The following is an 18,280-nucleotide window of genomic DNA, read 5'->3' on the forward strand; positions in this document are numbered from 1 at the left end:
CGCAAGGCGGGTCGGGCCGCAGTGGTAGGAAGGCGGGGTGAGCAACGTCGAAGAAGGCCTCCGGGTGGCGCAGGACGAGGTCGTCGGCCTCGCCAGCGAGCTGATCAGGATCGACACCACCAACACCGGGGATCCCACGACGCTCGTCGGGGAACGGAAGGCGGCCGAGTGGGTCGCCGAGAAGCTCGAAGAGGTCGGGTACGAGACGACCTACGTGGAGTCCGGCGCCAAGGGGCGCGGGAACGTCGTCGCGCGGTTGGCCGGGGCCGACCCGTCGCGGGGGGCGCTGCTGGTGCACGGGCACCTGGACGTGGTGCCGGCCGACCCGTCGGAGTGGTCGGTGCACCCGTTCTCGGGCGCGGTGCAGGACGGGTACGTGTGGGGGCGCGGGGCCGTCGACATGAAGGACATGGTCGCCATGTCGTTGGCCGTCGCCCGCCGGTTCAAGCGCGACGGCGTGGTGCCGCCCCGGGACATCGTGTTCGCCTTCCTGGCCGACGAAGAGGCCGGCGGGCTGTTCGGGGCGAAGTGGCTGGTCGACAACCGGCCCGAGCTGTTCGAAGGGGTCACCGAGGCGATCTCCGAGGTGGGCGGGTTCTCGATCACGTTGAAGGACGACGTGCGGGCCTACCTCGTGGAGACCGCCGAGAAGGGCATCCGGTGGCTGAAGCTGCGGGTGCGCGGGACCGCCGGGCACGGGTCGATGATCCACCGGGACAACGCGGTGGCGAAGCTGGCGGCGGCGGTGACGAAGCTGGGGCAGCACCGGTTCCCGGTGGTGATCACGCCGTCGGTGCGGGAGTTCCTGGACGGGGTTTCGGAGATCACCGGGTTGGAGTTCCCGGACGACGACGTCGAGGGCGCAGTCGGGAAGCTGGGGGCGTTGTCCCGGATGATCGGGGCGACGTTGCGGGACACGGCCAACCCGACCATGTTGAACGCGGGGTACAAGGCGAACGTGATCCCGTCGGTCGCCGAGGCCACTGTGGACTGCCGGATCCTGCCGGGGCGGGAGGAGGCGTTCGACCGCGAGGTGGCCGAGTTGCTGGGGCCGGACGTGGAGCGCGAGTGGATCGGGCTGCCGCCGGTGGAGACGACCTTCGACGGGGCGCTGGTGGACGCGATGACGGCGTCGATCACGGCGGAGGACCCGGGCGCGCGGGTGCTGCCTTACATGCTGTCCGGGGGGACGGATGCCAAGTCGTTCCAGCAGTTGGGGATCCGGAACTTCGGGTTCGCGCCGTTGAAGCTGCCGGCGGACCTTGACTTCTCGGGGTTGTTCCACGGGGTGGACGAGCGGGTGCCGGTGGACGCGCTGCGGTTCGGGGTGCGGGTGTTGGACCGGTTCTTGCGGAGCAGCTGAGGGTTGGTTGTCGGCCGTCGTGCGGTCCGGGGTGCCGGGGCGTGCGGCGGCCGACGGCGTTGTGGGGCGTTTCGGGGCTGAGGGGCGGCGGGGGTTCGGCGGCGGCGCGGGCTCGGCGGGGGTTTGGCGGGCGGCGCGGGCTCGGCGCGGGTTCGGCGGTGGCGCGGGCTCGGCGCGGGCTTGGCGGGCGGCGCGGGCTTGGCGGGCGGCGCGGGTTTGGCGGGCGGCGCGGGTTCGGCGGGGGGCGCGCGGCGGCGCGAGTTCGGCGCGGGTTTGGCGGGAGCGCGGCGGCGCGGGTTTGGCGGCGGTGAGTAGCGGCTGCGGGAGGTGGTGCAGCGCGGGCAGGGGCCGGCCGGGCGGGCGGGCGGCATCACCGGGATGGCGGTGAGGTGTGGCCTCCGGCCCCCGGTTCGATTGTCTCACGGGGGACCGACAGTTTCGGCGAGTCTCGGCGCGCGGGGATGGGCTGGGCGTGGTCTCTTGGACGGGTCGGGAGGTGGGTTGTGGGCTTGCCGTTCTTCGCCCACCCTGCCGTCCTCGCCGAGTTCCGCGGGCGGTGGCGGCGGGTGTTTCCGCTGCTCCTCGCCGGGTTCTTCGGGCCGCCGGTGGAGAGTGCGGTCACCGCCGCGGTGGGTGGGACCCGGGCCGGGGGGTGGTGGGTGGTGTTGGTGGTCGGGTGTCTGGTGCCGGTCGGGTTCTTCGCCGCTCGGGGGTTCGTCCGGGCCGACGGGGGCTGGGCGGTGGCGCTCGGGGCGGTGGTGCAGGTGGTGGGGGTCGTGGGGGTGACCGGGCGCGCCTTGTTGGGGGTGCCGCCGGTCGTGGCCGGGGTGTTGGGGGTGTTGTTGGTCGAGCGGGCGCATGCGGTGTTGTTCGACGCCGCCAGTGGGGCGGTCGCGGGGACCTCGTTGGTGATGCGCAGTCGTGCTCGGGCCGTGCGTGGGCTGGGGGTCTGGAAGCCGGTGTTGGCGACCGCCGGTGTTGACGGCCGGTGGTTGTGGTGGCGGGTGGGGACCGGGGTTGACCTGCACGGGGGGCGGGTGGCGTTGCGGGACGTCCGAGGGGTCTGGGTCGCTCACGCCGACGGCCCGCCCGGCGGACCTGTGGTCGCCGTGCGGGCCGAGGGACGGGTGATCCAGCTGGTGGTCGGCGATCCCGAGGGGTTCGCCTGGTTGTTGGATCGGCGGGTCCGGGCGTTGGGGGCTACTTCAGACCCACCGTGACGTACTTGGTCTGGCCGTCGTCCAGCTTCACGCTGATCCTGTAGTGGTAGCCGGGCGTCAGGCCCTTGGTCTGCCAGGTGTGGACGTACTGGCGGGCTGTCTCGTCCCAGCGGAACGTGCCGCCGGTCAGCGTCTCGGCGCCCGTCGACTCGTTGACCGGGGTCGTCGTCGCGCCGCCCCGGACCGGGGTCAGCCAGGTCGGCGGGGTGGCCGCCTGGACCGGCGTGCCGGCGGCGTCGAACAGCTGGAACTTCACGGGCACCGTGCTGCCCGCCTTGAACACGCTCACCGGGGTCGCCGGGTCGTTGACGGGTTGCAGGTAGCCGCTGAACCGGTAGCGCCGGACCTGGTACTTGCCGGTGCGGGTGGTGGTGTTGCCGGCCTGGTCGCGGGCCGTCGCGGTGAAGGTGTGGACCCCCTCGGCCCCGGGCTGGACGGTGACGGCGCAGGTGTCGATGCCGGAGACCGGGTCGGTGGCGGTGCACGTGGGGGCGGGGGCGGTGAAGTCGTAGATCGCGCCGTCGGTGACGGAGACGCCGGTGATGGTCGGTGCGGACTGGTCGATGTCGATGCCGGTGAGCGCGGCCTGAGCCGTGTTGCCGGCCCGGTCGGTGACCGAGGCGGTGGCGGACTGGGCGGCGCCGTCGGTGGACAGGACCACGTCGTCGGGGCACGCCGTGGCCGGGATGCCGGAGCCGTTGTCGGTGCAGGTGAAGCGGATGGTCACCGGGGAGGTGTGCCAGGGCTTCGCACCGCCGACCAGCTCGGCGGTGATGGTGGGCGGGGTCTTGTCCAAGCGGACGGTGACCGTGTCGGTGCCGGTGTTGCCGGCCAGGTCGCGGGCGGTGCCGGTGATGGTGGTGCCGGCGGTCTCGGTGGCCACGACCGTGGGCGGGGTGGGGGTGGACGGGTCGATGCCGGAGCCGGCGTCGTCGTCGCGCGCGGTGAAGGTGACGGTGACGTCGCTGTTGTTCCAGTCGTCGGCGTTGGGGGCCGGCGAGAGGGTGTGGGTGATCGCGGGCGCGATGTTGTCCCACTTCAGAGCGGCGGTGTTCGGGCTTTCCGCGTTGCCGGCCGCATCGACCGACCAGTAGGTGATGGTGCCGGAGCCGGTGCCGTCGAGGGGGACGGCGACCGTCGTGGTGGTGCCCGCGGCGGTCTGCTCGGGGCCGTCGTCGACGCGGTAGTGGATCTCGGTGACGCCGGACAGGGCGTCGGACGCGGTCAGGACGACCGTGGCGGTGGAGCCGGTGCACCAACCCGTGCACGGGTTGTCGGCGGTGGTGGTCGGCGGGGTGCCGTCGATGTCCACGCCGCCGAAGGTGACCGGGGCGCCGGTGTTGCCGGCGAGGTCCGCGGCCGGGTCGGCGGTCACCGACTGGTCCACGCCGTCCCCGCGCAGCACGCGGCTGGTCGGGCAGGTCGCGACGCCCGAACCGTCCGTCTCGTCGGCCAGGTCGGGGTCGGTGCAGGTGAAGTCGACGACGACCTCGTCGCGGAACCAGCCGGCCGCGTTGGGCGCGGTGAGCGTGGTGCCGGCGACGACGGGGGCGGTGCGGTCGATCATCACGCCGGTCACCGAGGCGGGGGCGCTGTCGTTGCCCGCCTTGTCCTTCGCGGTCACCGGGCCTGCGGCCAGGGACCGGCCCTCGCCGGTGATCACGCTGTCGGCCGGGGCCGAGTCGATGCCCGACAAGCCGTCGGACGCGGTCCACACGACGGTGACGTCCGAGCGGTGCCAGCCGGCGGTCGGGGACGGGGTCAGCGTGGGCGGGGTGAGGTCCACGTTCAGGCCGGTGACGGTCGTGGTGGCGGACTTGCCGACGCCGTCGACCGCGTGGCCGGTGGCGGACTGGTCCGCGCCTTCGCCGACCTCCACCGCGTCGGCGCACCCGGCCACGCCGGACTGGGTGTCGTCGCAGGTGAACGTCACGGTGACGGGGGCGTTGTGCCAGCCGTGGGCGTTGGCGGCCGGGTGGTCGGCGGCCACGGTCGGGTCGGCGTCGTCGATCCACACGGCGAGGGCGTGCGGGTCCTCGGTGTTGCCGGCCGCGTCGGTGCTCCAGTACGCGATGGTGTGCTTGCCGCCCGTGGTGAAGGCGAACGTCCCCGTGTAGGGCTGGGTGGGGCCGTCGTCCACGCGGTAGTGGGTGCCGGCGACGCCGGACAGGGCGTCGGCGGCGTTCAGGGTCACGTCCACGCGGTCGGCGTGCCAGCCGGCGGCGACCGGCGCGGCCCGCGTGGCGGGGGCGGCGCGGTCGATGCGGATGCCGTCGGCGGTCGCGGTGGTGGTGTTGCCGGCCTTGTCGGTGCAGGTGGCGGTGGCGGCGAGGTTCGCGCCCTCCCCCGTCACCGTGCCGGGCGCGGGGGCGTCGAGCACGCCCGAGGCGGTGTCGGCGCAGGTCCAGGTGACGGTGACGTCGTCGGTGCTCCACGCGGTGGTCGACGGGGTGCCGGTGAGGGTGGGGCCGGTCTTGTCGACGTTCAGGGTCAGGACGGTGGTGGCGGAGTTGCCGGCGGCGTCCACGGCGGTGCCGGACGCGGAGTGGGCGCCTTCGCCCAGGACGGTCGGCGACGGGCAGGTGTCCACACCGGACAGCGCGTCGGCGCACGTGTAGGTGACGGTGACGTCCTCGCGGTACCAGCCGTGGGCGTTCGGGGCGGTGGCGGGCTCGGCGGTGATGGTCGGCGCGGTGCGGTCGAGGTGGACGCGGACCGGGTCGGTGGCGGAGTTGCCGGCGTGGTCGGTGGCGGTGCCGTCGGCGGCCTGGTTCGCGCCCTCGGCGGCGACGGTCCGGTCCGGGCCGCAGCTCGCGACGCCCGAGCCGGTGTCGGCGCAGGTGAACGCGATGGTGACCGTCCCGGCGTGCCAGCCGTTGGCGTTGGCGTCGGGGGTCATGGCGTGGGTGATCGACGGCGGGGTCTTGTCGATGTCCACGGTGACCGTGCGCGCGGTCTCGGCGTTGCCGGCGTGGTCGACGCTCCAGTAGGTCAGCGTGTGCGTGCCCTCGGCGGTGAACGGGACGCTGGCGCCGGTGTTCTCCGGGCCGCCGTTGACGGTGTAGCGGGTCTCGCGGACGCCGGACAGGGCGTCGTGCGCGGTCAGCCGCACGGTGACGTCTGTGTTGGTCCACGTGCCGGGCGCGGTGGCGGTGGTGACCGGTGCGGTGCGGTCGATGTCGATGCCGCCGTGGGTGGTGGTGGCCGTGTTGCCGGCCTTGTCCGTGGCGGCGCCGGTGGCGGACTGGTCCGCGCCTTCGCCGTCCAGGACGACCGGGGCGGCGCAGGTGTCCACGCCGGACAGCGGGTCGGCGCAGGTGAACGTGACGGTGACCGGCTGGTTGGTCCACCCGGTCGCGGCGTGCGAGCCGGTGATCGCGGGTGGGGTGGTGTCGATGGCGATGCCGCCGGCGGTGGTGGTCGTGGTGTTGCCGGCGTTGTCGGTGGCGGTGCCGGTGACGGACTGGTCCGCGCCCTCGGCGGTGAGCGCGCGGGCGGCGGACGTGGTGTCGTCGGCGTGGCAGGAGGCGATGTGCGACAACGGGTCCGCGCAGGTGAAGGTGACGGTGACCGGGCCGTTGCGCCAGCCGTGGGTGTTCGCGGGCGGGGTGGTGGCGGCGCTGATCGCGGGCGCGCCGGTGTCGCGGCGGACCACGACGGACGCGGTCGGGCCGGTGTTGCCCAGGGCGTCGGTGGCGGTGCCGGTGACCGTGGTGCCGGCGGTGTCGTCGCCGACGGTGGACGGGGGCGTGACGGTGCCGCCGCCCACTCCCCCGCCGTCGTCGGCGGTCCAGGTCAGGGCGACGGCGTCCCGGTGCCAGCCGGCCGCGTTGGCGGCGGGGTCGAGGGACGCGGTGGCCGTGGGGCCGGTGTTGTCGAGCACGTGGGAGACGCCCGTGGTGGCGGTGCGGACGGTGCACACGCCGTTGGTGTTGACGTTCTCGCCGATGGTGACGGTCGCGGTGCGCACGCCGTCCGCGCCGGAGCCGGCGGGGCGGGTGAAGGTCCAGGTGGTCTTGGCGCTCGGCGAGGTCTGCGTGGTCAAGCCCGTGACCTGCACGCATCGGGCGCGGTCGTCGGTCTTCACGGTGAGCGTCAGGGTGCTGCCGGACTTGGCGTAGTAGTGGCCGCCGGCGGAGATGCCGCCCGCGGTGTAGGCGGCGGCCGGGGAGCCGAAGGTGGTGGCCTGCGCGACGGGCGGGGCGAGCAGCGCCAGCGCCGCGACGACGACGAGTCCTCGCCGTGAGGTCGGGTTCATGGGTGCACCGGTTCCGGTCGAGGGCCCTGCCGAACGGGTGACGCGGGCGCACCCGTTCGGTCGTTGACCGTTCAGCTGTTGGTCCGTGTTTCGGGTGGTGCTCACGGCCTGTTAGCGGTTCCGCCGGATTGGGGTCTTTGGTCCCGTCCGGACGGGGACCTTCGCGGCGGAACCGTGACGTTCCGTTCGGCTCGTCGTTGATCCGGGTGAGGTCCGACGACGAAAGGACGGCGGTATGGCGACCGAGCGGTTGCGGCTGGAAGACGGCACCGAGCTGAACCTGGTGCGCAGCGGCACGCCCGACGCCGAGGTGACCGTGGTGCTCGCGCACGGCTACGCGTTGGACCACCGCAGTTGGCACCGGGTGGTCGCGGAGCTGCCGGAGTCGGTGGCGGTGATCGCCTACGACCACCGCGGCCACGGCGCGTCCGGCCCGGCCACCCGGGAGACCGCGACCATCGAGCAGCTCGGCGACGACCTCGGCGAACTCATCGAACGCCTGGTCCCCACCGGTCAGGTGGTGATCGCGGGTCACTCGATGGGCGGAATGGCGGCGATGGCCATGGCCGAACGGCGACCCAGGCTCTACAAGCAGCGGGTCGCGGGGCTGGTGTTCGTGTCCACGGCGGCCAGCGGCCTGTCGGAGACCTCGCTGGCGTGGCCCAAGGCGCTGGGCAAGCTGGTGCGCGAGTTGGAACGCGCGTTCGGGCCGATCGTGCGGGCGGTGCGCGAGCGCATCGAGCCGGCGAAGACCGCGGGCCTGCGGTGGTGGCTGTTCGGCGACGAGCCGCGCCAGGAGGACGTGGACCTCACGGCGGACATGGTGTGGGCGCACTGGCCGGAGACGATCGCGCTGTTCCGCCCGGCGGTGGACCGCTACGACCGCGAGGCGGCGCTGACCGTGGCGGCGGAGAAGCCGGTGATCGCGATCGTGGGCGACGAGGACCGCCTGGTCGGCGAGTACAACGCGCGGGCGTTGGCCGAGGCGGTGGGCGGGGAGTCGATCGTGGTGGAGAACGCCGGCCACATGCTGCCGCTGGAGGCCCCGGTCGAGGTCGCGGCGCAGATCGTCAAGCTGTCCTGACCTCCGGCGGGCTGCGCGGTGTCACGCGCGCAGCCCGCCGGTCGTCAGACCGCCCGGTGCAGGCCGCGGACGCGGGACGCGTTCGCGTAGAGCCAGGCGAACAGGATCCACATGCCGGCGAAGATCAGGCCCACGATCACGTACGCGACGGCCCACAGCACGGCCGGTGTGTCGCTCTTGCGTTCGCGTTGCAGGAAGTCGATCTCCGCCATGAACGCGCGTGCCCCGTCGCGTGCCTCGATGGCGGCGGCGCCGGCGGCCGGGTCGGCGGGCGCGTAGATGGGCAGGATCGCCATCACGCCGTCGGGGGTGTGCAGGCGGACGCCGGACTTCCACTGGCCGTAGACCGGCAGCGGCTGGGCGGTGCGGTAGACGCCGTCGCCGACCTCGTGCAGCGGGGTCGTGGCGAAGTCGCCGCCCTGCCACGCGAAACCGTTGAGCCACACCGGGTTGTCCACCGGGTGTTCCAGGCGGACGGTCGCGTGCACCCACTTCGGCGTGGCGTCGCTGTTCGGGTTGGACACCTCGAAACCGGCGCCGGCCTCGGCCAGCGTGAGGGTCCCGCTCATCGGCTTCGGGTCCTGCGGCACCGCGACCGAGGCCATCAGCCCGACCGCCGCGAGCGCGCCGACCAGGCCGGGCAGGTGGCGCGGGCCCGTGCTCTCGGACCGGTCGGCGACCTCCTCGACGCGTTCGTGCTGCCACACGCCGATCAGCGCGCCCGCCACCGCCGCCGCCGTGCCGTAGGCGACGAACCAGACCAGTTGGTGCGACGGCCACGGGTTGGGCATCAGGGTCCGCGACAGCGCGGCCTCGCCGAGCATGCCGACCGTGCCCGCGCCGACCCCGGCGACCAGCGCGAACCGCCAGCGCGTGAAGAACAGCGCCGCCGCCTCGACGATGACGGCCTCGGCGACGTACGGCAACGGCACCGCCACGTGCAGGTCGGCCAGCGCCGGGATCGCCGAGTACAGCACCCGGCTGCCCAGCAGCACCGCGAGCACGATCAGCGTCCCGCCCGGCCCCCACGACAGCCGCCCGACGGTCAGCGTCCACGCCCCGATCAGCCCGACCAGCACCACCTGCGCGAGCATCGGGAACTGCGGCACGCCCAGGTCGAACTCCATCAGGAACGTCGACGCGCCCATCAGCCACGCGCCCGCCAGCACCGGCCCGAGCAGCCGCACCAGGCGGCCGTGCGCGCCGACCTGGCGTGCCTCGGCCAGCAGCAGTTGGAGCCCGATCACGACCCCGACGCCGCCGCCGATCATGAGGATGTGCGTGGGCCCCCACTCGGTGACGTCCTGCCCGAACAGCCGGTGCCACACGTCGTCCAGCGGGAACCCGGCCACGCCCACGAGCCCGGTCGCCGTCATCTGCACGCTGCCCATCGGCACGCGCCAGTCCTTGGTGATGCGCAGGGTCCGCGTCGGCAGCGGGTCCTTCGCCAGAGCCGCGCTGATCAGGCCGCTGGCCATGATGCCCATCAGGCCGAAGTAGATCGGGAAGTGCGACGGGTTGGCCAGCGGCCCCTCGTCGCGGCCCAGCTCCATGTGGATCGGGACGTCCCAGTAGACGCCGACCAGCGCCGCGAACCCGGACAGCCCGGCCAGCCCCATCGGCAGCGCGGCCCAGCGCGGCAGGCCGGTTCGCTGTGCGGCCCGGTCGGCGAGCCGCCCGAGGAGGTTGGGCCGCCCGGCCCGCTCCTTGACCGCGAACAGCAGCACCGGCACGAACACCACGGCCGCCATCCCCGCCGCGACCAGGACCTGCCAGAACTCCGCACCGCCCGCCGGTGGTGCCTCGTGTGCCAGGACGTGCATCGTCGCCTCCTGCCGTGCGCCGGGTTTCGGTGACCATACCAAATAGGTGTAACTTCGAGTAGCAGTTACTGAAGATCGCAGCTATCCCTCTCTAGGCTGACCGGGTGATCTACACCGACACCGAAGCCCGCACCCTGCGCACGGCCGTGTTCGGCGCGATGGTCCTGGTCTCCACCGCCGAACCGGGCGCGCTGGACCAGGAGAGCCACGCCGGCATCCGCGCCCTGACCACGTTCTCGCCGGCCCTGCGCGAGGTCCTGTCCGCCGACCACCCGGTGCTGCCGGAGGGCACGGTCGCCGACGTGGAGGCGGGCGTCCTGACGGCGCTGCGCCGGTCGACGGAGATCCTGTCCGCGAAGTCCCCGGCGGACGCGCGGACGTTCCCGGAGGCGGTCCTGGCCATCTGCCGCGAGGTCGCCACGGCCGACGGGTTCGTGGGCGAGGGCGAGCACGCGGTGATCACCCGCGTGCGCGCGGCCCTGACCGGCTGAGCCGATCACACGGCGACGATCGTCACCTGCGTGGGCTACCGCTGAACTCCAGTGATGGATCGATCGTCGACCGCGAGGTAGATGTCCTCGGTGGCCGCCTCCAGGTACCCGGAGACTGGTTCGGCGCTGAACCTCGGTTCGCTCCCGACCAAGTCGTCCCACTCCGACTCCGCGCCCCTGTGGTAACCCTGCTGGGTCTCGGCGGCAGCGGACGACCGGCGCTCGCGCTCGAAGACGTGCAGGTGGTGCAGTCGTCGTTGGGAGGCGTCCTCGATCTCGTTCCCGCCGGCATCGGGTCGCGGAGGTGGTTGCCGGACGTTGACCTCGGAAACAAGCTCCGCCTCTACCCGCGCGAGGCTCGCGCAAGCGCCATAGAGGCGGCGCGACATGCCGATGACCAGATCGGTGCCGGGAACCTGGGCCGTGAGCATGTCGGACTGCCGAACGCCCCTGCGCCCTGGCCGAGACCGCGCCTCTCGGCGTGCTTCCTCAGTCGCGGGATCGTCCTCCAACAGCGCGACCGTTCCAAGTCCGCCCCGGCGTCCGCGCTGCTCCGCGACACCGGAGCCGACCGGCAGCACGGTGAGCGACTCTGTCGGCATGGCCCTCAACGCGAGGTACAGGAGCATGCGTGACCGCGCGAGTGAAAGCAGGCCGTCGGCGGTCGACCAGTCTTCCCGGGGCGTACCGGACACCTCCTCGACGTCGATGGTCATGAAGAGCCTGTCCTCAAGACTGGTGCCGCACAGCACTCTCATGTGGGGACCCACCATGAGGCCCTGGCGGCACAGTTGCTCGACACCCTTCGCGAGCATCGGCTGGCCCAGTCTTCGACTGCCTTTGGCTTCGACCAGCCACGTCAAGTCACCGGTCGCCGGGTGACGACCGACGAGGTCCGGCAGCCCGGAGGCGGTGGACCAAGCAGGACCAGCGTCAACGGGTGTCAGCGACTCGGCATGAGTGGTCGGGCCGAGACCCAACAAGCCGCGACACGCCCACTCCGCCATGGTCATGCCCATGCGGTAGCCGAAGGCGGTCCTGGCCGTCGCTTCGGTACCGTCCGTGTACACGACGTTCGGCTCCACGACGAAGCCCGTGCTCCCCCAAGCCGGGCGCGAAGTGCGGCCGAGGTAAGCCGACAGCGGAGCCCTCCGTGCGACGATCTCCGCCCACGCCAGAACAGGGGTCGCCGTCAGCCACGTCGTCACGTCCCGACCGACGGACATCGCCGCGTCGATGACGTCGCGCCAGGTCGTGGCCACCCGGTAGGCCCCGGACGGTGGCACGTCCGAGGGCGTCGGCCAGGTCCTGGACGCGCCGGCGACCGCGTTGGGCCTGGGACGCACGCTCGGGCTGAGCGGTGCGGATCGACGGACGAAGACGGGGACGTCGAACGCGTCCGCTGGTCCGATGAGTGAACCCGTGGCACCCGGCGGTGGCTGCATGGTCGCGAGCTTCCCAGAGTCCGGCGTGCGTTCGCGTTCCCCTGAACGAACCCTTCTCCGGCTTCAGCGGAGCGAGCCGGAGAAGGGCGCCCCCGTCACGCCGTCGCGAACTCCGCCGCGTGCACCCGCGCCCACGTCCCGAAGTCGCGCGGCGGGCGGCCGGTCACGTCCTGGACCGTCGGGTGCACGCGGGACTCGTCCAGCGTGCCGTCGCCGTAGAAGCTGAAGAACGCGTGCACGTACTCCGCGGGCATCGCCGCCGACAGCTCCGCCCGCGCCACCTCGTCCGACAGCGCCACGAAGGACAGGTTGCGGCCCAGCACCTCGCCCAGCACCCGCACCCGGTCGCCCGGCAACAGCTTCTCCGGACCGCTCAACTCCAGCACCTGCCCGGCGAAGTCGGACGTCAACGCCCGCGCCGCCACCTCGCCGATGTCGTACGGGTCGATCATCGCCACCGGCACGCCGCCGAACGCGTCGCGCACCACGTTCCCGGCGGCCAACTGCGACCGCCAGCGCAGGGTGTTGGACATGAAACCGTTGGGCCGCAACACGGTCCATTCCAGACCGGACGCGAATACCGCCTCCTCGGACCGGATCATGTACCGCGACACGGCGTTCGCGGTGTCCGACGCGGTCACCGCCGGGCTGGACAGCAGCACCACCCGGCGCACGCCCGCGTCCGCGGCACTGGCGAGGACGCCCGGCATGTCCCGGTAGCCGGGCAGCAGGAACAGCGACTCCACGCCGAAGAACGACAGCGACGCCGGGTCGTCCAGGTCGCCGACCACCTGCGGCACGTCCAACGGCGTCGGCGACCGCACCAGCGCCCGCACCTCGACCCCCAGCGCCACCAGCGCGCGCACGACCTCCGCGCCGGCGTTCCCGGTCGCGCCGGTCACCAGCACGGTCACAGCGTCTCCCGGAAGTGCGCGGCGGCGGCAGCCGCCGACATGGTCACGTTCGGCTCCCGGTCGTAGAAGTCGAACTGCGTGCCCTCGGTCCACACCAGCGCCTTGTGGCCGGGCAGCCCGGCGTAGAAGCGGCGCGTGCCCTCGGGGATCGCGGCCTGTTCGCTGTGGACGATGATCGTCGGCGCGGACACCCTCGGCGCGAGGGCGATCGAGTCGTAGCCCAGCCAGCCCGGCCACGCCATCACCGCGAACCGGTTGGGCCACTGGGGGATGCCGCCGCGCTCGGGGTCGAGGTAGAAGTCGATCTCCATCGGCATCGCGGCCCTCGGGTCGGTCCCGCTCACCACCGGCACGTACTCGACCTCGCCGGTCGCCTCGAACCGGGCCCGCGCCTGGTGCCCGGCCTCGGTCCGTGCCGCCACGCCCTCGGCACCGCCGTACGCCTCCTCGCAGATCGCGGCGTCGTGCAGCCACGGCGCGACCAGCGCCAACGACCGCACCCGCGGGTCCTCGACCGCGGCGCCCGCCATGTACATCGCCGCCGCGCACACGCCCAGCGCGCCCAGCCGGTCGCCCATCACCTCGGGGTGTCCGGACAGGAACGTCAGCGCGTCGCGGATGTCCTTGATCTTGCCCGCCGGGTCCTCCACGTCGCGCGGCTCGCCGGTGGACTCGCCGAAACCGGTGAAGTCGAACGACAGCGCGGCGATGCCGCGGTCGGCCAGGCGGCGCGCGTACCGGTCGGCCATCAGCTCCTTGACGCTGGTCCACGTCCCGGCCACGACCACGGCGGGCGCGCGGAACCCCGGCAGGTACAGGTTGCCGGTCAGCTTCTCGCCGGCGCTGTCGAAGACGACGCGCTCCACGATGGTCACGACGCGCCCCCGGCGGCGGCAAGGGCGAGCAGGTCCTTGTTGCCGTCGGCCCAGACCACGGTCATGACCACGCCCGCGATCTTCCAGGAACCCTCGACGCGCACCAGGTGGAACTCGTAGTCGCCGCCCAACGTCCACAGCGGCGAGCCGAACCGGTTGGCCAGCACGTGCGTGGCCTGGAAGGACGCCGTGCACACCGCGCTGTCCCCGGCGGCGGTCACCAGGTGGTTGGTCACCAGGTGCTGCGTGGCGTCGAACGCGCCGAGGAAACCCGACCACGCGGCCACGATCTCCGCCGGGGTGAGCACACCCGGCTCACCCCCGTTGAGGCTGGTGTAGTCAAGGGTCACCGCGGGCGCGAAGACCTCGGCCAGCTCGTCCCACTCCCGCCGGTCGGCGTGCACGGCCATGCGCGTGCACACCTCGACGATCTCCGCCCTGTCGTCCACGGTTTCCCCCTCTGCGAACCCGGTTGTCCGTGCGAGGATCGCCGGAAGATCATTGCGGCTGAAGTCCAACAACCTGCACGGTCGCTGCAGCTTGTTGCAGGCAACCGAACCGGGGGTCGCGAGCGTTGAACCTGACCAGCCTGGGGCTGACGGCCGACCAGGAACGGGTGTACCGGCACCTGCTGCGGTCGCCGGGCCGGGCGCCCACCGACCTCGACGGCCTCGACGTGCCCGCGGTCCTGGCCGAGCTGCACGAGCTGGAGGTCGTGGACGCCACCCACACCCCCGTCCCGCCCGCGGTGGCGGTGGACCGCCTGATCCGCCGCCGGGTCGAGGAGACCTCGCGCGAGCTGCACAACCTCAGCTCGGCATGGGTGGTGGTGCGCGACCTGGTCGAGGAGCAGACCCGGGGCCGGCCGGTGGAGCTGGTGGAACGCATCGAGGGCGCGGACACCGTCAACAACCGGGTGTGGCAGCTGGCGTCCACGTGCACCGAGACGATGAACATGAAATCGCGCCCGATGAGCCGCGCGCGGGCCGACGACAAGGCGGTCCGCGCCTTCCACCGCCGGCTCGCGGCGGGCCTGCGGTGCCGGACGCTGGTCCCGTCGGCGTCCCTGGACGACCCGGCCCAGCACGACTACGCCCGCCGCCAGCACGCCGCCGGCGACCACCACCGGATCAGCGACGAGTACCGCCGCCAGGTGCTGATCATCGACCGGGCGGTGGCGTTCGTGCAGCTGGACCCGGCCGACGGGCAGGCCGGCGCGCTGGAGGTGCGGCAGCCGGGGATCGTGGCGACGCTGGTCGAGGCCTTCGAGGGCACCTGGTCGCGGGCGCGGGAGCTGGACGTGCCGCTGACCACGATCGAGCGCCAGGTGCTGCGCAGCCTGGCCGAGTACGACAAGGACGAGGTCGCGGCGCGGGCGGTCAACGTGTCGCTGCGCAAGTACCGCACCCACGTCGCCGACCTGATGGCGCGGCTGGGCGCGGCGACCCGCTTCCAGGCCGGGATGCTCGCGAAGGAACGCGGCTGGCTCTGACCACTTCCGATACAGCGGTGTACCCGATACATTGGTGTATCGAGAGTGAGGTTCGCATGCCGCCCACCCGCCGCCGGGCCGAGACGCTGCGCCGCCTGCACGAGGCCGCGCTGGCGGTGTTCGCCGCCGAGGGCTTCGGCCGGGCCAGCGTCGAGCAGGTGTGCGAGCGGGCCGGGTTCACCCGGGGCGCGTTCTACTCCAACTTCGCCTCGCTGGACGAGCTGTTCCTGGCCATGTGGGCGGAGCGGTCGCGGGCGCTGCTGGAGGACCTGCGGGCGGCGCTGGCGGCGGCCGACACCGCCGACGTGCGCACCGCCCGCGACCTGGTGGAGCTGGTCGACGCGGCGGTGGGCGTGGACGACGCCTGGTACCGCGTGACCGCCGAGTTCACCGCGCACGCCCTGCGCACGCCGGGCCTGCGCGAGGTGGTCGCCCAGCGCGAGGACGCGATCGCCGGCACCCTCACCCCGGTCCTGGTGTCGTTCCTGCGGCGGGTCGGGCGCGCGGTCGCCGACCCGCGGGCGCTGGCGCTCGCGCTGGTCGCCGTGCACGACGGGACCACCGTGCAGTGCCTGGTCGAGCCGGACGACCCCGCGGCGCGCCGCCGCCGGCTGGACCTGTTCGAAGCTGTCGTGCTCGCCTACACCACCCCGGGAGGGGACGCATGAACCCGGACGTCATCGTCGTCGGTTCCGGACTGGCCGGCCTGGTCGCCACGCACGAGCTGGCCAAGGCGGGCAAGAAGGTCCTGGTGCTGGACCAGGAGAACCGCAACAACCTCGGCGGGCAGGCCTTCTGGTCGCTGGGCGGGCTGTTCCTGGTCGACTCGCCCGAGCAGCGCAGGCTGGGCGTCAAGGACAGCTACGAGCTGGCCATGCAGGACTGGCTGGGCAGCGCGGCGTTCGACCGCGAGCGCGAGGACCACTGGCCGCGGCGGTGGGCGCAGGCCTACGTCGAGTGGGCCGCCGGCGGCAAGCGCCAGTACCTGCACGACCTGGGGTTGCGCGTGCTGCCCATGGTCGGGTGGGCCGAGCGCGGCGACGGCAGGGCCGACGGGCACGGCAACTCCGTGCCCCGCTTCCACCTGACCTGGGGCACCGGGCCGGAGGTGGTGCGGGTGTTCGCCGAGCCCGTGCTCGGGGCGGAGAAGCGCGGCTTGGTGGAGTTCGGCTTCCGCCACCGGGTGGACGAGCTGGTCGTCGAGGACGGGGCCGTGGTCGGTGTCCGGGGAGCGGTCCTGGAGCCCTGTGACGACCTGGAGCGCGGCAAGGCGTCCTCGCGGGAGGTCGTGGGCGAGTTCGAGCACCGGGCGGCGGCCGTGGTCGTCGCGTCCGGCGGCGTCGGACACAACCACGACATCATCCGCAAGTACTGGCCCACCGAACGGCTGGGCAAGTGCCCGGAGACGCTGATCTCCGGCGTGCCCGCGCACGTGGACGGCCGGATGCTGGGCATCAGCGAGACGGCCGGCGCGAACGTGGTCAACCGCGACCGGATGTGGAACTACACCGAGGGCATCGTCAACTGGGACCCGATCTGGCCCGACCACGCGATCCGCATCCTGGCCGGCCCGTCGTCGCTGTGGTTCGACGCGGCGGGCAAGCGCCTGCCGGCCCCGAACTACCCGAGCTTCGACACGAACGGGACGCTCAAGGCGATCCTGGCCGACGGGTACGACTACTCGTGGCTGGTGCTGACGCAGACGATCATCGAGAAGGAGTTCGCGCTGTCGGGGTCGGAGCAGAACCCCGACATCACGAGCAAGGACGTGAAGCTGGCGTTGAAGAGCCGCTTGGCCAAGGGCGCGCCGGGCCCGGTGGAGGCGTTCAAGCGGCACGGCGTGGACTTCGTGGTCGCGCGGACGCTGCGCGAACTGGTCGACGGCATGAACAAGATCGCCCGCGGCCCGAAGATCGACCACGACGAGCTGGAGCGGCAGATCGTCGCGCGCGACCGGGAGCTGGGCAACAAGTACGGCAAGGACCTCCAGCTGGCGGCCGTCGAGCACGCGCGCCGGTACCTGGGCGACCGGATCACGCGCGTGGCCAAACCACACCGCATCCTGGACCCGGCCCACGGCCCGTTGATCGCGGTGCGGCTGAACATCCTGACCCGCAAGACGTTGGGCGGGTTGGAGACGAACCTGGACTCGCAGGTGGTGCGCGCGGACGGGTCCGTGCTGCCGGGCTTGTACGCGGCCGGTGAGGTCGCCGGGTTCGGCGGCGGTGGCGTGCACGGGTACAACGCTTTGGAGGGAACGTTCCTGGGCGGGTGCGTGTTCTCGGGACGGGCGGCGGGCCTGGCACTGGCCCGTTCGCTGTGAGGCGCGTCGCCGGGTCGTTCACGTCGGTCGGAGGGCGGTCGGTCCACTACCGGGTGGACGGGCCTCCTTCCGGATCGCCGCTGGTGCTCCTGCACGGCTTCGGCGGATCCCTGCACTGGTTCGACCGCGTGGTGCCGCTGCTGACCGGGTGCCAGGTGGTCCGGGTGGACCTGTTGGGGCACGGGATGACCCGTGGTCCGGCTGCCGATGCCGACGAGCAGGCGCGAGTGGTGGCCGGGGTGCTGGCCCGGTTGGGCCTGTCGGGGGTGACGGCGGTCGGGCACTCGTTCGGGGCGGACGTGGCGCTGTCGCTGGCGGAGACGTCGGGCCGGGTGGCGCGCGTGGTCGTCGTGGCGCAGGCACCGGACTATTCGGACGCGACTTTCCCGCGCGGTGACTTCCTGATGACCCTGCCGGTGGTGGGTTCCCTTCTGCACCGGTTCGCGCCGGCGTTCGCGGTCCGGGCGGTGGCGGCGCACGCGGTGGCCCCCGGGTTCCGCGTGGGGGCGGCGCTGGCGAGGCAGGCGCTCGACGACCACCGGGCGTTGGACGCGGGCATGTTCCCGATCGTGCTCAGCCACCGCCGCCAGCGGCTCGCAGCGAACCCACTCGACACCCGAGTCCGGAACCTGGGGCTGCCAACGCTGGTGGTGCTGGGCGAGCGGGACCGGTTCTACGGGGCGCGGTCGGCACGGCGGTACACGGCGGCGGGCGCGCGGGTGGAGACGATCGCGCAGGCGGGCCACTCCCCCGTCGTGGAGACGCCGAGCCGGGTCGCGACCCTGATCAGGGCTTTCGCGGACGAGAACTGACCGAGTCCCCGGACGGCTCAGGGCCTCGTGAGGTCACGACCCAACCCGGGCTTCTTGCTTGTGTCATCTCCGGCGGCCTGCCCGCCGGCGAGGCGCTTTTTGATCTTGAGAGCGCGCAGCGCGTTCGCTTGAGAGCGCGCAGCGCGTCGCCCGAAGCAAAGCGCCGTTCCCGGTCGCGTG

14 protein-coding genes are annotated in these 18,280 nt (G+C 72.9%); 8 read left to right on the forward strand and 6 right to left on the reverse strand.

The features are described from left to right. Positions 1-37 precede the first annotated feature (37 nt). Both ABD126_RS33465 and ABD126_RS33470 read left to right on the forward strand, forming a co-directional pair. Positions 38-1,363, forward strand: coding sequence for a M20/M25/M40 family metallo-hydrolase (locus ABD126_RS33465; protein WP_343938625.1), 1,326 nt, complete (start codon positions 38-40; stop codon positions 1,361-1,363). Positions 1,364-1,866: 503 nt separating this feature from the next. Further along, complete coding sequence (locus ABD126_RS33470; RefSeq protein ID WP_343938627.1) at positions 1,867-2,583, forward strand: hypothetical protein; 717 nt, start codon at positions 1,867-1,869, stop codon at positions 2,581-2,583. Here the strand turns inward: ABD126_RS33470 and ABD126_RS33475 are convergent. Beyond that, positions 2,564-6,841 (reverse strand): OmpL47-type beta-barrel domain-containing protein, encoded by a 4,278-nt coding sequence (locus tag ABD126_RS33475; RefSeq protein WP_343938629.1) that lies wholly within the window; start codon positions 6,839-6,841, stop codon positions 2,564-2,566. The genes ABD126_RS33470 and ABD126_RS33475 overlap by 20 nt on opposite strands. Positions 6,842-7,076: 235 nt before the next feature. Here ABD126_RS33475 and ABD126_RS33480 point away from each other — a divergent pair, with 235 nt between their 5' ends. Beyond that, the gene (locus tag ABD126_RS33480) at positions 7,077-7,925 is read left to right on the forward strand and encodes an alpha/beta fold hydrolase (protein ID WP_343938631.1); all 849 of its coding nucleotides are present in this window, start codon (positions 7,077-7,079) and stop codon (positions 7,923-7,925) included. A 44-nt stretch (positions 7,926-7,969) separates the two neighbouring features. Here ABD126_RS33480 and ABD126_RS33485 read toward each other — a convergent pair whose 3' ends face one another. Further along, on the reverse strand, positions 7,970-9,748 hold the full coding sequence (locus ABD126_RS33485) for a hypothetical protein (protein WP_343938633.1): 1,779 nt from the start codon (positions 9,746-9,748) through the stop codon (positions 7,970-7,972). A gap of 104 nt (positions 9,749-9,852) precedes the next feature. Here ABD126_RS33485 and ABD126_RS33490 point away from each other — a divergent pair, with 104 nt between their 5' ends. Further along, positions 9,853-10,239 (forward strand): hypothetical protein, encoded by a 387-nt coding sequence (locus ABD126_RS33490; RefSeq protein ID WP_343938635.1) that lies wholly within the window; start codon positions 9,853-9,855, stop codon positions 10,237-10,239. Positions 10,240-10,274: 35 nt separating this feature from the next. On the opposite strand, the gene ABD126_RS33495 is transcribed toward ABD126_RS33490, so the two are convergent. From ABD126_RS33495 to ABD126_RS33510, 4 genes are all read right to left on the reverse strand, one after another. After that, entirely contained in the window at positions 10,275-11,501 is a 1,227-nt protein-coding gene (locus tag ABD126_RS33495) for a hypothetical protein (RefSeq protein WP_343938637.1), read from the reverse strand. 278 nt (positions 11,502-11,779) lie between these two features. Further along, on the reverse strand, positions 11,780-12,598 hold the full coding sequence (locus ABD126_RS33500; RefSeq protein ID WP_343938639.1) for an NAD(P)H-binding protein: 819 nt from the start codon (positions 12,596-12,598) through the stop codon (positions 11,780-11,782). After that, complete coding sequence (locus tag ABD126_RS33505) at positions 12,595-13,473, reverse strand: alpha/beta hydrolase (RefSeq protein WP_343938641.1); 879 nt, start codon at positions 13,471-13,473, stop codon at positions 12,595-12,597. Before ABD126_RS33505 ends, ABD126_RS33500 begins: the two co-directional genes overlap by 4 nt. Next, positions 13,470-13,922 (reverse strand): nuclear transport factor 2 family protein, encoded by a 453-nt coding sequence (locus ABD126_RS33510; protein ID WP_343938643.1) that lies wholly within the window; start codon positions 13,920-13,922, stop codon positions 13,470-13,472. Before ABD126_RS33510 ends, ABD126_RS33505 begins: the two co-directional genes overlap by 4 nt. Before the next feature lie 125 nt (positions 13,923-14,047). Here ABD126_RS33510 and ABD126_RS33515 point away from each other — a divergent pair, with 125 nt between their 5' ends. The 4 genes from ABD126_RS33515 to ABD126_RS33530 are packed head-to-tail and all read left to right on the forward strand — an operon-like array spanning position 14,048 to position 18,100. After that, entirely contained in the window at positions 14,048-14,965 is a 918-nt protein-coding gene (locus ABD126_RS33515) for a hypothetical protein (protein WP_343938645.1), read from the forward strand. A 56-nt stretch (positions 14,966-15,021) separates the two neighbouring features. Then, a complete protein-coding gene (locus ABD126_RS33520; RefSeq protein ID WP_343938647.1) occupies positions 15,022-15,633 on the forward strand; it encodes a TetR/AcrR family transcriptional regulator in 612 nt (203 codons plus the stop codon). Further along, positions 15,630-17,288 (forward strand): FAD-binding dehydrogenase, encoded by a 1,659-nt coding sequence (locus ABD126_RS33525; protein WP_343938649.1) that lies wholly within the window; start codon positions 15,630-15,632, stop codon positions 17,286-17,288. The genes ABD126_RS33520 and ABD126_RS33525 overlap by 4 nt, the downstream gene beginning before the upstream one ends. After that, positions 17,285-18,100 carry an alpha/beta fold hydrolase gene (locus ABD126_RS33530; RefSeq protein WP_343938650.1) on the forward strand — a complete coding sequence of 272 codons (816 nt, stop codon included), beginning with the start codon at positions 17,285-17,287 and terminating at the stop codon, positions 18,098-18,100. Before ABD126_RS33525 ends, ABD126_RS33530 begins: the two co-directional genes overlap by 4 nt. The last annotated feature ends 180 nt before the right edge of the window (positions 18,101-18,280 follow it).

The sequence above is a fragment of the Saccharothrix mutabilis subsp. mutabilis genome (assembly GCF_039521145.1).
Lineage (GTDB): Bacteria > Actinomycetota > Actinomycetes > Mycobacteriales > Pseudonocardiaceae > Actinosynnema > Actinosynnema mutabilis.

Coding starts and splice junctions, on each gene's coding strand:
- ABD126_RS33475 (WP_343938629.1), bottom strand. CDS start 6,841: ATGAACCCGACCTCACGGCGAGGACTCGTCGTCGTCGCGGCGCTGGCG.
- ABD126_RS33480 (WP_343938631.1), top strand. CDS start 7,077: ATGGCGACCGAGCGGTTGCGGCTGGAAGACGGCACCGAGCTGAACCTG.
- ABD126_RS33485 (WP_343938633.1), bottom strand. CDS start 9,748: ATGCACGTCCTGGCACACGAGGCACCACCGGCGGGCGGTGCGGAGTTC.
- ABD126_RS33520 (WP_343938647.1), top strand. CDS start 15,022: ATGCCGCCCACCCGCCGCCGGGCCGAGACGCTGCGCCGCCTGCACGAG.
- ABD126_RS33525 (WP_343938649.1), top strand. CDS start 15,630: ATGAACCCGGACGTCATCGTCGTCGGTTCCGGACTGGCCGGCCTGGTC.